The sequence below is a fragment of the Winogradskyella psychrotolerans RS-3 genome (genome assembly GCF_000427335.1).
Taxonomy (GTDB): domain Bacteria; phylum Bacteroidota; class Bacteroidia; order Flavobacteriales; family Flavobacteriaceae; genus Winogradskyella; species Winogradskyella psychrotolerans.
The window spans coordinates 14636-27802 of sequence record NZ_ATMR01000124.1 but is presented as its reverse complement, the minus strand read 5'-3'; the positions used below and the strand labels follow the sequence as shown (position 1 = coordinate 27802).

The 13167-nt window shown below is 32.5% G+C and carries 15 protein-coding genes and 1 pseudogene; 4 read left to right on the top strand and 12 right to left on the bottom strand.

All coding sequences use genetic code 11. The annotated features are described in order from the left end of the window. Positions 1 to 23 precede the first annotated feature (23 nt). Entirely contained in the window at positions 24 to 1559 is a 1536-nt protein-coding gene (locus tag ADIWIN_RS11915; RefSeq protein WP_020897421.1) for an APC family permease, read from the bottom strand. Positions 1560 to 1913: 354 nt separating this feature from the next. On the opposite strand from ADIWIN_RS11915, the gene ADIWIN_RS11910 reads away from it, so the two are divergent. Further along, on the top strand, positions 1914 to 3254 hold the full coding sequence (locus tag ADIWIN_RS11910) for a dicarboxylate/amino acid:cation symporter (protein ID WP_020897420.1): 1341 nt from the start codon (positions 1914 to 1916) through the stop codon (positions 3252 to 3254). Positions 3255 to 3424: 170 nt separating this feature from the next. Here ADIWIN_RS11910 and ADIWIN_RS11905 read toward each other — a convergent pair whose 3' ends face one another. Next, positions 3425 to 3715, bottom strand: a complete 291-nt coding sequence (locus ADIWIN_RS11905; protein WP_161624672.1) for a LapA family protein — start codon at positions 3713 to 3715, stop codon at positions 3425 to 3427. Positions 3716 to 4005: 290 nt separating this feature from the next. On the opposite strand from ADIWIN_RS11905, the gene ADIWIN_RS19650 reads away from it, so the two are divergent. The 3 genes from ADIWIN_RS19650 to ADIWIN_RS11890 all read left to right on the top strand — a co-directional run bounded on the left by ADIWIN_RS19650 (position 4006) and on the right by ADIWIN_RS11890 (position 7299). Further along, entirely contained in the window at positions 4006 to 5643 is a 1638-nt protein-coding gene (locus ADIWIN_RS19650; protein ID WP_020897418.1) for a sensor histidine kinase, read from the top strand. 6 nt (positions 5644 to 5649) lie between these two features. Further along, entirely contained in the window at positions 5650 to 6720 is a 1071-nt protein-coding gene (locus tag ADIWIN_RS11895) for a response regulator (protein WP_020897417.1), read from the top strand. Between the two features lie 87 nt (positions 6721 to 6807). Beyond that, the gene (locus ADIWIN_RS11890; RefSeq protein ID WP_020897416.1) at positions 6808 to 7299 is read left to right on the top strand and encodes a hypothetical protein; all 492 of its coding nucleotides are present in this window, start codon (positions 6808 to 6810) and stop codon (positions 7297 to 7299) included. A 194-nt stretch (positions 7300 to 7493) separates the two neighbouring features. On the opposite strand, the gene ADIWIN_RS11885 is transcribed toward ADIWIN_RS11890, so the two are convergent. The 10 genes and pseudogenes from ADIWIN_RS11885 to ADIWIN_RS11845 all read right to left on the bottom strand — a co-directional run bounded on the left by ADIWIN_RS11885 (position 7494) and on the right by ADIWIN_RS11845 (position 13153). After that, positions 7494 to 8372, bottom strand: coding sequence for an OmpA/MotB family protein (locus ADIWIN_RS11885; protein WP_020897415.1), 879 nt, complete (start codon positions 8370 to 8372; stop codon positions 7494 to 7496). A 114-nt stretch (positions 8373 to 8486) separates the two neighbouring features. Next, positions 8487 to 9382, bottom strand: a pseudogene (locus ADIWIN_RS11880) (3-hydroxyacyl-CoA dehydrogenase). Positions 9383 to 9420: 38 nt separating this feature from the next. Beyond that, positions 9421 to 9897: a Dps family protein gene (locus tag ADIWIN_RS11875; RefSeq protein WP_020897412.1), complete on the bottom strand. Its 477-nt coding sequence runs from the start codon at positions 9895 to 9897 to the stop codon at positions 9421 to 9423. A 143-nt stretch (positions 9898 to 10040) separates the two neighbouring features. Further along, entirely contained in the window at positions 10041 to 10640 is a 600-nt protein-coding gene (locus ADIWIN_RS11870) for a DUF2238 domain-containing protein (RefSeq protein ID WP_020897411.1), read from the bottom strand. A 61-nt stretch (positions 10641 to 10701) separates the two neighbouring features. Further along, positions 10702 to 11010 carry an HdeD family acid-resistance protein gene (locus ADIWIN_RS20885; protein WP_200859807.1) on the bottom strand — a complete coding sequence of 103 codons (309 nt, stop codon included), beginning with the start codon at positions 11008 to 11010 and terminating at the stop codon, positions 10702 to 10704. A 68-nt stretch (positions 11011 to 11078) separates the two neighbouring features. Beyond that, positions 11079 to 11252, bottom strand: coding sequence for a hypothetical protein (locus ADIWIN_RS20880; protein ID WP_200859806.1), 174 nt, complete (start codon positions 11250 to 11252; stop codon positions 11079 to 11081). Between the two features lie 12 nt (positions 11253 to 11264). Beyond that, positions 11265 to 11810 (bottom strand): hypothetical protein, encoded by a 546-nt coding sequence (locus ADIWIN_RS11860; protein WP_040757192.1) that lies wholly within the window; start codon positions 11808 to 11810, stop codon positions 11265 to 11267. Further along, positions 11807 to 12535 (bottom strand): 2,3-bisphosphoglycerate-dependent phosphoglycerate mutase, encoded by a 729-nt coding sequence (locus tag ADIWIN_RS11855; RefSeq protein ID WP_020897408.1) that lies wholly within the window; start codon positions 12533 to 12535, stop codon positions 11807 to 11809. The genes ADIWIN_RS11860 and ADIWIN_RS11855 overlap by 4 nt, the downstream gene beginning before the upstream one ends. A 26-nt stretch (positions 12536 to 12561) precedes the next feature. Beyond that, positions 12562 to 12927 carry an arsenate reductase family protein gene (locus ADIWIN_RS11850; RefSeq protein ID WP_020897407.1) on the bottom strand — a complete coding sequence of 122 codons (366 nt, stop codon included), beginning with the start codon at positions 12925 to 12927 and terminating at the stop codon, positions 12562 to 12564. A 4-nt stretch (positions 12928 to 12931) separates the two neighbouring features. Further along, on the bottom strand, positions 12932 to 13153 hold the full coding sequence (locus tag ADIWIN_RS11845) for a hypothetical protein (protein ID WP_020897406.1): 222 nt from the start codon (positions 13151 to 13153) through the stop codon (positions 12932 to 12934). Positions 13154 to 13167: the final 14 nt, after the last annotated feature.

Here is a 13167-nt window from a genome sequence, read left to right as displayed (position 1 = left end):
ATTTTTACTTGCAGTTACAACTTTTATTTTTTAGTATGCTCATTTCTTTGAATATACAACAACACCTTATTCAAGGTTTCAACATTATCATCTTTGGTGAAATAGACAAATTCTTGAGAATTAATAGCATCGATAACAGAAAGAATTTTCTTGTCAGTTTTCATTACAAAACTTCTAAAAGGATCAAAAACAGAGTGAATTAATTTCAGTAAAAATTTTAATAATACCGTCCTGTTTAGCATTACGGTAATAAAAACAATGGCAGGAACAAAATATTCTAGAAAGACCGTAAAATTACTTGGAAAACCTACTCTTTGTTCCATTATAATATTTCCTATTAAAGCAATAATTACAGCAATGATTGCAAATAATATAGCCAACCAACTTGCTTTTTCAGGTCTTGGTAAACTATTTCGTTTAACTTTTAGGAGTACATTTCCGATACCGAACAGTATCATGACTAATAAAAAGGATATGGTATAAACGCCTGCTAGGAGTTTAACATCCCCTCTTGTTATTAGTAATACAGATATAGTTAGGACTAAAAAAATTAGAATGATACGGTAAGAACTTCCACGATTGTTTTTCTTTAAAAAATATTGAGGCAATATTCTATCTAAAGCCATTCGCTCCAATAAACCTGAAACCCCAATAAAACTTGTTAGTACTGCTCCACTCAATACTAAGAAAGCATCAATTCCAATTAATATAGCCAACCAATTGCCCCCTACATGCGACGCCATTTCTATTAAAAGCGTGTTTTGATAAGAATCACTTTGTAACAAAGGCAATGCAAATAGCGAAAGGGCAAATAAGGCTGTTAATGGATTAATAATACTAACTACAACCCACATGTTTTTAAGTGTTTTAGGAAAAACACCTTTTTGTTGTTCTTCTACAAAGTTTGCAGAACTTTCAAAACCAGAAACGCCTAACATTGAAGCAGCAAAGCCAAGAAAAATAGCATTTGTTATACTTCCGCCTTCGGTAGGCATGTGCCAGTTCTCAATAAACAATCCAATGCCATTATTAAAAAGAAAATAGGTGATAAATACGCTTAATATTACAAAAGAAGATAAATGAAAAAGAAAGATCGCGATGGCAACTTTTGATGATTCTGAAACACCTCCAATAGTTAAAGCACTAAAAAATACAAGCAGAATTATGGTTGTAATTATAATAGGAATTGCTGGTACTATATGATGAAGATAATGAATGGCTTCATTAGCAGAAATAACAGCAGTAGCCATGTAAGACAATATAGTTAGTGTAGCAGCAAAAGAGGCCACAGATTTACTGGTAGTATTTAGTAATGCATTATAAGCACCACCATTTAATGGTAAAGCACCTACTACTTCTCCGTATATTTTTCTAAATAGAAATAAAACAAGAGATACAATAAGCAACGTAATCCATGCGTATTGACCTGCAAAAGCTATAGCTAAAGCCGAGACGTATAATACAGATGAACTGATATCATTCCCACAGATTGCAGTAGCGGCTAAAACGGACAGTTTTTTACTGTCTTTAATTGTTGTTTTGACTTTGTTTTGTTTCAATTTTTTCTTTATAAAAAGTAACTAAGCATGTGATTGTAAAGTCCTTATATTTCTACGTCAATTTTCATAGAATTAAATGATCTAACAACAAAATTATGTGAGAAGAAATAAATAACAGATGACTTGGGTCATTCATAGATAAGATTAAACAACTAACCTTTATCCTTAGGTTTATTAGAGATAACGTTTATTAAAGCGCATAGAAAATAAAATCATCAAAATGATATTAATCAAACTATTTTCTCAACAACTTCAAAAATTCTAGAAAAATATCCTGAATTAATGAAACATTGAAAGACTATCTAGATTCCTTAAACAATTTATTAGAAACTTATGCAAAAGGCATAAAAAACTATGATAGAATTCAAATCTCTTAATAGGTTATCAGTTCATTTAGACCACCTTATCAAAGGTCGCTTATGGCTTAAAGTAATTATTGGGCTTCTTTTGGGTGCTGGAATAGGAGTATTGTTGAATCCATCTACAGGATTACTTTCAGAAAGTATGAGTTTAAAAATTGCGGATTGGCTTGATCTACCAGGTCAAATTTTTATGAGGTTGGTTCAAATGATTATGATTCCATTGATATTCACATCGATTATTACAGGAATTGTAGGAAACACATCTGAAAACCTAAAAACCTTTGGACTTAAGCTATTATTATATTTTGTTTTTACAACAACTGTTGCCATAGCAATTGGTTTGGTCGTTACACTAATTTTAAAACCTGGTCAATATATTTTTGAGTTAGGAGGATTTCCTAATAGTAGTGAAAGCCAAATAGTACCAGATGAGCAAACTGACCTTATAGGAAACATTCCAAATTCAATATCAAACCTTATCCCTAATAATCCGCTAGAGTCTATTTTAACAGGGGAAATGTTAGGCGTGGTCATTTTCACAATCATCATTGGTGTTGCAATTACACAACTCAATCAGAAAACAGCAACTCCTATTATTCGTTTTTCTGAAGCCATTCAAAAAATCTGTATGATCGTTGTCTCGTGGGCAATGATACTTGTTCCTTATGCCGTATTTGGCTTAATGGCAGCATTATTATCCAGAACAAGCATTGAAGTATTTCTCGGTTTAGGCTATTATATGGCGGTCGTTATTCTAGGCCTCATTCTATTATTGACATTTTATTTAATTATAGTCTTTGTCATTACTAGGAGAAATCCTTTCAAATTTCTAAAAGCAATTAGAGACCCTCAATTATTAGCTTTTTCTACTGCCAGTTCAGCAGCCGTTATGCCACTTTCTATGAAAACAGCAGATGAAAAATTAGGAGTATCTTCCAATATTAGTGATTTTGTTATTCCAGTAGGAGCTACCATCAATATGGACGGAACAGCATTATTTCAATGCGTAACTACTTTATTTATGGCACAAGCCTACGGTATTGACTTATCTATAATGAGTATTCTTCTAATTACATTTACGGTTGTAGCTGCTTCTATAGGAACACCTGCTATTCCTGGAGGTGGTGTTATTATTCTTACATCTGTATTGCAAAGCTCAGGAATTCCTATTGAAGGTCTGATTATTATTATAGGCATAGACCGTATTCTCGGAATGTTTAGAACTGCAGTGAATGTTACAGGAGATTTAACAGCATGTGTTGTATTTAATAAATTTTATGGAAGCAAAGCAAAACCCGAGACACTTGCTGATAATAGCAAAAGTTCATTCTGATAAATTCTTTCATTTGAGATAATTCTTAGAAGGATAGGTTTTTATTAGTTCATAAATTTTCGATAGGTAGGCATAGTCAATCCCGTTCTTAAACTTGAATTGACAATCATATAATAATGCACTTACTCACTTATCTAGAAAATTAATTACATCACGTCTTGCACTAATCACTATTCGGTTTCTACTTTCCTATCAGGATTTAAGTCATTAGGTTCTTGCAATGCAGAAATAATTTTTTCATCTTTTCTTAATGTAGATTTAAGCGCAATAATTATTAGTGTTAGGATAAAAATGGCAGTTAGAACACCTAAAGCGAATAAAGAAAAAATTAATAGAGCTAAGGATGTTTTAATATCCCAAAATAATAGAGAAATACGTACTTCGCTAGTGTTTTGAAGCGTGAATACAACAATAAATATAAGTGTTACAATTGTTAATATGATATAAGTAGTTTGTTTCATTTTTAAGTCAATTTCATTAGTAGGTGATTCTTTCTTCTGCGACACCATAAGATTCAGAGGATTAAGCACTTATATCATCACTAGGATGTCGATGTACTAGTGTGGTTATTTTATTTACATCAGTAGTTTGTATGGCAATAAGTGATTTATAAATCTTATCTAGGTTAAGGGAGCAAACTATATATTAAAAGGACTTAAATCATGATTATTAAATAATTAAAAGATGACCCAAGTCCGTTTAAATAGGTTACATTGTTATTTAATTTATATAGTGTAACTACATACCAATATTGAGTAAAGAATTACAAGACATAGAACTCTTTCAGGGCATTTTTCAATCCTCTGTGGAAGGTATTATAGTGGTTGATGCTAATGGCATCATTATAAAAGCCAACCCAGCAAGCGAACAATTGTTTGGCTATCAATCAGGTAAGCTTATAACTCAAAAAGTAGAACACCTTATCCCTAATAAATTCAAAAAAAAACATAAAGGTCATAGAGAAGGATACATCGTAAAACCTAAAGCACGACGAATGGGTCGTAATTTAGATCTGTGGGGATTAAAAAAAGATGGTTCTCAATTTCCAATTGAAATAAGCTTAAGTCCAACGACCATAGAGCAAAAACAGGTTGTAATAGCTTTTATTATAGATATCTCAGAGCGCGAAAACATAGAAAAGCAACTAAACATTAGTCAAGTCAAACTAAAAAGCTACGCTGAAGAATTAGAGAATGAAGTAGCCCGTAGAACGAGTGAACTAACCACTACAGTTCAAAAATTGGTGGCATCTAATTTAAGTCTCGAAGATCAAATACAAGAAACGCAAGAAGCAGAGAAAAGGGCTATTGCAAATAAATCCTTATCCTCGGCAATTGCTAAAAATTTCCCTAATGGATTTATCATTGTTTTTGACCCAAATTTTGAAATGCAACTTATAGAAGGTGAGGCTATAATAAAATTAGGACTAGATAAATTGATTTTTGAAGATACCACAGTTGATGACATCACCATATTTTCCGAAAGACAAAAAATAAAACTAAAAAAGGATATATTGAAAACTATTGCTGGAAAACACCTTGGTTTTGAAATAATCTACAAAGACCAATACTTCTCGGTAAATACAATTCCATTACTCGATGAAAACACTATTATTTCTAGTGCATTATTTGTGTACAGTGATATCACGATACAAAAGAAAATTGAAAGGGTTGCAAAAAGTGCATTAAAAAAAGAACAAGAGCTTAACGAATTAAAATCAAGATTTGTTTCCATGGCATCGCACGAATTTAGAACACCTTTGAGCGCCATACAAACCTCAGCTATCCTTATTGGCAAACAAAATGAAGCTGGGAAGGAAGAAAAACGTAAAAAGTATGTGGCTCAAATCAAGAAGAATGTAAAGCATTTGGTTGTTATTTTGAATGATTTCTTATCTCTTAGTAAGCTAGAAGAAGGAAAGGTTAAAGCAGATAAGGAACTGTTTGATTTTGTTCACTTTTCTAAACTATTGGTTAAAGAAGTGTCCACAACTAAAAAAACAGGAAAGAACATCATTTTAGTAGCACCAAACCACGCTATTTTACTCAACCTTGATTCTAAACTAGTACGTACCATCCTGATGAATTTATTATCTAATGCCATTAAGTATTCCCCAAAAAATACAGATATCCATATTAAAATTGAAGAAAGTGACGCATTTTTTACGCTTCAAGTCCAAGACCAAGGTATAGGCATTCCGGAAGACGAGCAGGAAAAACTATTCGAGCGTTTTTTTAGAGCAAAAAATGCACAGAATATTCAGGGAACAGGATTGGGTCTTAATATTGTAAAACAATATGTAGAACTAATGGATGGCACCATTGATTTCAAGAGTGAAATCAATAAAGGCACAACGTTTTTAATAAAGTGGCCAAAACCCAATAATTAAAAAATGATGACAAAAATACTTTTAATAGAAGACAATCAAGATGTTAGAGAAAACACCGCAGAAATCTTAGAATTAGCAAACTATGAGGTTGTCAAAGCAGAGGATGGTAAAAAAGGTGTTGAACTAGCAAAACTTTCAAAACCAGATATTATTATTTGTGATATTATGATGCCAGAACTAAATGGATATGATGTTTTACTGCATTTAAGTAAAGATAAAACGACAGCAAGTACACCTTTTATTTTCCTAACTGCTAAAACAGAAAAAATAGATGTCAGAAAAGGGATGAACCTAGGAGCCGATGATTATCTCACCAAACCTTTTGAAGAAAGCGAATTATTAGATGCCATTGCCTCAAGACTTCATAAACATAGCTTTCTTAAAAAGGAATTCTCAAAGGATATTGAAGGTATTAATCAATTTTTTAATGATGTATCGATACAACGCGGTATGGAAAGCCTTTCCGAGGATCGTAAGTGCTTAACATTTCATAAAAAAGAGTTTGTTTTTATGGAAGGAGACACTGCACATACGCTATACTTTATACAAAAAGGTGCTATAAAAACATATAAGACTACGGAGTCTGGCAAATCTTTGGTAACAGGCCTATTTGGACCTGGACAATTTGTAGGTCAACTATCATTACTAAGTAATAAAGGCACTTATAAAGATACTGCAACAGTTCTAGAACAAGCAGAAGTTATTAAGATTCCTAAAGCTGATTTTACAACCTTGCTATTTGGTGATAAGTTGATTTCAACTAAATTCATTACTATGATTTCTAATGATTTAATTGATCTTCAAGAAAAACTAGTAAGTATGGCGTTTTCAACAGTTAGACAACGTTTAGCAAAAGTACTATTGGATTTATCTAAAAATGAAATACTTCATAATTCAAAAAATCAAGGTATTAGTATCTCAAGAGAAGACCTAGCAAGTCTTATGGGTACAGCTACAGAAACTGCTATTAGAATGCTAACCGATTTTAAAGATGAAGCATTATTAAGTATTGGTACTCATAGAGAAATCATTATTGAAGACAAAAAAAGTTTAAAAGATATTGCCCTTTTTGGATAAAACTAGACAGACTGACCCTAGTCATTGAAGAAAAGTCATATTACAGTTAATTTAGCGATACGTTGAAACTAAATTACGATTTGTATAATGTCTGTTAAAAAACATAACACACCCCTAAAATTATTTGTTATAAGAACATATCAAAGCTTATCGCAAATAGAGACAGTAATAAGCCATATTACTCAGCAAAATAATATACCATTTCAATTATCTATCTTAGGCAAACTTACGACCAATAAGACCATTGCTAAAAAAGAGCTTAAAAAAATAATGCCCGATACAAAACAGCAATTAAGCGCTGTATTAGGCAAGAAATTTCAAGTAGGATATTTCAATAATCCTGAGATTGGCACCTTATTTATTGCCGGTCATTTAACCCCAACATTCCTTAATAAAATTGATGAAAGAGAGCTTGCATCATTACCCACAGGTCTTATCGGAATATTTAAAGGATTGGGAATTAATACCGAAGAGATTAATAGCTATCTAAATGAGTTGAAAAACGATAATTACTGTTTAATTATTCGAGGAGAAAGTAGCGTGCTAGCTGGTATTGAGCCTATGTTAAGTGGCTATTGATTTATACGTTCTAAGTTTAATTATATTTTAAATATTTATAGATTATATAGATAACTAATTTTTGAAATAATAAGACATTAGTTATTGATTTAAAACACAAAAACGGGAAGCCTATAAACCTTCCCGTTTTCCATGAAGACAATATTATTTAAAAAAATTAATAACAGGACTCCTATTCGTTTTGTAAGATCTTATTAATCAACAGAGACTGCTGCTGGAGGCGTTAAGAGATTGAAAAATTGATCTAGTTTTGGAAGGATAATAATTTCAGTTCTACGATTGGATGCTCTACCTTCTGACGTTTCATTTGTTGCTTTAGGCACATATTCTGAACGTCCACCAGCTGTCATTCGTTCTGGTTGCACTTTAAAATTAGTTTGCATCAAACGCACTATAGCTGTTGCTCGCTTTGTACTTAAATCCCAATTATCTTCTATACAATCTGTATGCATGGGAACTGTATCTGTATGTCCCTCAACAAGAATATCTAACTCTTTGTGATCGTTCACAATCTTTGCTATTTTACCTATTACTGCTTGCGCAGATTCATTAATACTATAGCTTCCAGATCTAAAAAGCATTCGGTCCGATATGGAAACATACACGACTCCTTTCTTTACCTCAATGCTAATATCTTCATCATCGAAATCATCTAAGGATCGTTTCAAATTCATCACCAATGCAAGGTTGAGAGAATCTTTTCGTTGCATAGAGCCCGTTAGATCTTTGATGTATGTGTTTTGTTCGTTTAAAGCCTCTAAAGACTTCTTAATACTCTCAGCTCCATACTTGCTTACAACGGAAAGATCAGAAAGTCTATCTAACAGGTTGGTGTTTGTACTTTTAAAATAATCGCCTTGTTTTTCGAGCGCCTTCGATTTGTTTTTCTCGTTTGCCAGGTTATTTTCAAGTACTAAAACTTCGTTAGAAGTGGTTCTAAGTTCGGCGGAAGTGTTTGCAAGTTCGTCTTCGCAAAGTTCTGCTTTATTTTGAAGGGCTGTATACTTTTTTTGACTTACACAGGATGTCAATAGTGCAAATATTAAAATACTAATAAACGTTGTAATTTTCATTTTTAAATAGTTTTAATTAAACAATCAATACTTGATTTAATTCTTGATTCGGATAAGAAATAAGAATTATATAAATCCTTTATTTGACATGAATGAATCAAAATAAAATCATATCTATTTCAAAAAATCCGAATTTTTATATGCTGGATGTGGATACTTATAAAATCCTTCTCCTGTAGTTGAACCTAATTTATTTTTATCAATAAAATTTTCTTTAAGGTAGGCTACAGATTTAATTTTAATGGGATCTTTGGTTGTGTCTGCTTCCATTTTAAGTATATTGTATGCCGTTGTTATTCCCACCATATCAAGTATTGCAAAAGGTCCCAATGGTGTCATCATAGCCTTCATCCATGTCTTATCTATGGTTTCTACATCGCTAACACCATTTACTAAAAGGTTAAGCGACAAACTTAAAACAGGAACCAATAATGTATTAAGAATATAGCCTGGTTGTTCCTTATACAATGGAAGCGCAATCATACCAATTGCTTTAGCAAAAGCTATCACTTCATCAAAAACTTGTGGGTCTGTCCCTGAATGCATCATTACTTCTGCTGTATTACGGACCTTAATATCATTTGCAAAATGTAATGCTAAAAATTTAGCAGGTCTGCCTGTTGCTTCAGCAAATTTACTAGGTAATAGTGTTGAAGAATTGGTAGCAAAAACAGTTTTTTCAGGGGCAACTTTCGCTAACTTTTTATAAAAATCTGTCTTTATTTGGGGTTTTCGGGTATGGCCTCAATTAATAAATCAGCATTTTTGACCGATGCAGCCAAATCTGAAGTATAACTGAGATTTTGCTTTGTTTTATCTAGTTGTTGCTGCGTTGCATTTAAATCTTTTTTATACCCTTCACTTAAGCTACTGAACTTTGATTTCGCTTTATCTAAAACGGCATCATTGATGTCATAAACGGTTACATGAAAACCATGAAATGCTGTTTGAAATGCGATTTGATAGCCTAAAACACCGCTTCCTGCTATGGTTATGTTTTTATAATTCATTTTATAGTTTTTTTATCAATATGTATTTAATACTTAATTTACTTTAAATGTGAGCGCAACATCCAAGCGGTTTTCTCGTGTTGTTCCATAAGTCCGGTAATATAATCGCTAATACCATCAGCCTTCCATTTGTCTGCTATAGGCTTAATCTCTTCGCGAAGAAATACAATAATGCTTTCGTGGTCTTCTAGCAATTCTGCGAATATACTTTGGCTATCATTTTTACCTTTTGTTTTTTCGGTAAGATGCGTCAATTGAGAATAGTCCTTTAAGGTTGCAGGTACATAATGACCTATTGCGCGTATTTTTTCTGCTACGGTATCAACAACCACTTGTTGCTCTTGGTACAAGGTTTCAAGATAAAGATGTACTGAATAAAAATCTGGACCTTCAATATTCCAATGAAAATTTAGGGTTCTTGAATAGAGTACAAATTCATCCGCTAATATTTTTGATAACTGATCTGCGATAGCCTGTCTGTTTTCTGCTGAAATTCCTATGTTTGGTGTTTTCATTTTTTGAGGTTTTATAATTAATAATACTTCAAAGGTAGATTGCTTTTCATATGCTGACACTGACCTACATCAGTATAGATATTTTTTTGAAAACTTTAACAGGATAAGGATGTTATTGCTATTAAAACGAGCAAAACAGTGCTCTATAAAGTATCAAGCTTTGATTCAGACGATTTGGTGCGTCTATAGATATAAGAAATCATAGCAGCGAGCATAACACCAAGAAAAGCAACAGACATATCTTTTTGCGCGTCCCAAACGTCTCCCTGAATTCCCAAATATGAAATCCCTTCTTCCACGAAAAACACATCTGCGACCAGCCATTCTATAATTTCATATAAAGCGCTTGCCGATAAAATTATTAATACAGGTATTATCAATGCTAAGGACTTCGGAATTCTAAACCATCTTAAAAGGCATTCGTGCAAAGGATAATACAGCAAAAAGCCAAAATTGAAATGCACCAATCTGTCATATTGGTTTCTTGATGAATGAAAGACATCTTGAAGCTTATACCCAAACAGATTTCCAGCGTAGGTGTATTTAGAACCATAGACGTGCAAGCAGAGAAAAATACAAATCAAAAAATAACTAAAATCACTGAAGCGATATTTGTTATAGGTGAGAATTAAAAAAAGCAGCGCAATAACCGTCAAGGTATTTTCTATAAGCCAATTTTTTATATCAGTAGTGCCTATTAAAGAATTGATCCATACGATGACGAATAGAAGAGAAAACCTCATGACAACCTTGTCTACTTTGAACGTAACGCACTGCTTCAAATTAATCTAATTAGCAATGTTTTTAATTCTTTTTAATAAAACCCCAAAACAGTCTAAAGAGTCCTATCATTATAAATGCCAAGGCGGTCATATAAACAATGCTTAAACCACCAAAAACAGGATTGGCTAATATTAAAATTGCAAAAATGATGGTTGCGATTCCTGATACTAGCATCCAACCCCACTGAGAGACACCAAATGATTTTGACTGGATTGAGATTCCTAATGCCATAATCCCCCTAAACAATAACCAAAAGCCAATGTATAATGGTAAAATTGTCATGGTCATTACTGGATGAGATATTAAAAGTACACCTATAATAAGATCCAAAATACCTCCTGCTAAATACCAAGCCCAATTATCTATTTCTTTTCTGTTTGAAATTGAAAAAATAATTTCTAGTAGTCCTGAAATAAAATAAAAATACTAAAGATGACGCTTAATGAGATGTAACTCGCCAATGGTGTTCTAAAAACCCATACACCTAAAATAATGTACACTAGGCCTATTAAGATGGATAGCCACCAGTTTTTTGTAACTAACAGAGTTGAATTTAATACTGTGGTTTCCATAATTTCTAATTTTTAATCCTCATTATTTTTAAACAGATCTTTTAAAGCTGTACCCATCTCTTTCATATCGTGATTAAATTCACGTTCAAACCTTTTTTCACTTTCTATTGTAGATTCGTTAAACTCAACTATATCTTGTTTAAACTCAACAGCTCGTTCTGCTAGTTTCTCTTTAAGCTCTTTGTTTTTAAGTTCTAATTTATCAAGTTGAACCGTTAATCGTGTTTTTTCATTTTGACTTGCTTTTGCTATTTTTTCTCGTAAGTCCTTTATGTTGTTTTCTGTGTTTTCAACTGCAGTTTCAGATGCCGTTTTAAAATTTTCCCAATCTGCTTTTACAGTGGTTTTAATTTCTTCACTGGTGTCTTTTGCACCTTGCTCTAAATCTTTATTAAGTTCTTTTGTGTCTTCTTTAACAGTTTTGGCATCTTTTTTAGATGTCTCACCACAACTTGTTAAAATGGTTCCTGCCATAAATGTCATTATGGTAAAGGCTAAAATTTTTGTTTTACCTATTGTAAAAAAATTGTTATGGTATTCTTGAATCTTGGATTTCATAATTTCTCGTTATTTTCAATTAATAGTTCTTGTTTTGGTTTTAATATGTAATTCTCTTTTAAAGTCATAGCGCTATCAAAATCATAAATATTTAAGACTCCTGTTAGTACTTCGACTTTTGAAATTTCGTTTGCAGGAATATTTAAAATCTGTATCATTAATGCCCTAATGGAATTTCCGTGAGCAGAAACAAGTACGGTTTTACCTTTTACTAATTCTGGTACAATGACTTCAAAATAATATTTAACAGCTCTTTGCTTTGTGTCTTTTAAAGATTCTGTTACTGGCAAATCTACACTATTAAGCTTCTTGTATTTAGGTTCGAATTTTGGATATCTTTTATCATTTGTCGATAGCGCAGGTGCAGCAGCATCGTAACCACGTCTTACCTTCCAAAAAAGATCCTCTCCAACTTCCTTTCTTACTACATCCTTGTTCCTTCCTTGCCAAGCACCATAATGTCGTTCATTTAGTTTCCAACTTTTAATAAAATCTATGTACGCTATATCTGCTATTTCCATAATAATCGAAGCGGTTTTAATAGCTCTTTTTAGATAAGATGAAAAGCAGATGTCTATAGTTATGTTTTCGTCTCTAATAAGTTTTCCTGCTAACTTTGCCTCTTCAACTCCCTTTGGTGCAAGGCCTACATCTGTCCAACCTGTAAATATGTTTTCTACATTCCATACGCTTTTTCCGTGTCTAACGAGTACTAGCCTTCCCATTATTGGTTTGTTTTAAATTGAATTATTTAAATATTAATGATATCTGTAGGTGTCTCAACCAAAATTGTCTTGTCGCCTCTTAATGCAATAGGTTGTTTCATAATCTCTGGGTTATGTTGTATTAATTTAATCCAGTCGTCGGTAGAAAAATTTTGAGGTTCGCAATAAGAGGTATATACTGGATGCTCCTGATTTACTAAATCTGCTACCACCATATTCAGTCTGCCTGCTAATTCTACGAGTTGGGTTCCTGTTAACTTTGTTTTTAGAACATCGATTTCTTGAATTTTTAATCCTTCTGCTTTGGCGTATGCTAAGGTCTGTTTTGCTCTTTCTGATTTAGAACTATAAAACAGTGTTATTTGTCTATTTGATGTGGCTATTTCTCCCATAATATTACAGGCTATTCTTTATCTTTTCTTCATCTACATAACTTTCTAGTAATTCCTTTAAGCTGTCTAAATACTCTTGCATGACTACTTTACCCATTTGCGGATTTTGGCTAACAGGCAGCGTCATAGGATTTTCATCTAAAGAACGGTATAGTTCAGGATAATTGGTTTCTATATTCGTTATGAGCTCCGTAATCTCATTTAATATTTTATGTAGTTTTTTCATAGTGCTTATTATTT

What these genes read in the sequence shown, in the direction of transcription:
- ADIWIN_RS11910 (WP_020897420.1), top strand. Translation starts at nt 1,914, where the DNA reads ATGATAGAATTCAAATCTCTTAATAGGTTATCAGTTCATTTAGACCAC.
- ADIWIN_RS11905 (WP_161624672.1), bottom strand. Translation starts at nt 3,715, where the DNA reads ATGAAACAAACTACTTATATCATATTAACAATTGTAACACTTATATTT.
- ADIWIN_RS11895 (WP_020897417.1), top strand. Translation starts at nt 5,650, where the DNA reads ATGACAAAAATACTTTTAATAGAAGACAATCAAGATGTTAGAGAAAAC.
- ADIWIN_RS11890 (WP_020897416.1), top strand. Translation starts at nt 6,808, where the DNA reads ATGTCTGTTAAAAAACATAACACACCCCTAAAATTATTTGTTATAAGA.
- ADIWIN_RS11885 (WP_020897415.1), bottom strand. Translation starts at nt 8,372, where the DNA reads ATGAAAATTACAACGTTTATTAGTATTTTAATATTTGCACTATTGACA.
- ADIWIN_RS11875 (WP_020897412.1), bottom strand. Translation starts at nt 9,897, where the DNA reads ATGAAAACACCAAACATAGGAATTTCAGCAGAAAACAGACAGGCTATC.
- ADIWIN_RS11870 (WP_020897411.1), bottom strand. Translation starts at nt 10,640, where the DNA reads ATGAGGTTTTCTCTTCTATTCGTCATCGTATGGATCAATTCTTTAATA.
- ADIWIN_RS20880 (WP_200859806.1), bottom strand. Translation starts at nt 11,252, where the DNA reads ATGGAAACCACAGTATTAAATTCAACTCTGTTAGTTACAAAAAACTGG.
- ADIWIN_RS11860 (WP_040757192.1), bottom strand. Translation starts at nt 11,810, where the DNA reads ATGAAATCCAAGATTCAAGAATACCATAACAATTTTTTTACAATAGGT.
- ADIWIN_RS11855 (WP_020897408.1), bottom strand. Translation starts at nt 12,535, where the DNA reads ATGGGAAGGCTAGTACTCGTTAGACACGGAAAAAGCGTATGGAATGTA.
- ADIWIN_RS11850 (WP_020897407.1), bottom strand. Translation starts at nt 12,927, where the DNA reads ATGGGAGAAATAGCCACATCAAATAGACAAATAACACTGTTTTATAGT.
- ADIWIN_RS11845 (WP_020897406.1), bottom strand. Translation starts at nt 13,153, where the DNA reads ATGAAAAAACTACATAAAATATTAAATGAGATTACGGAGCTCATAACG.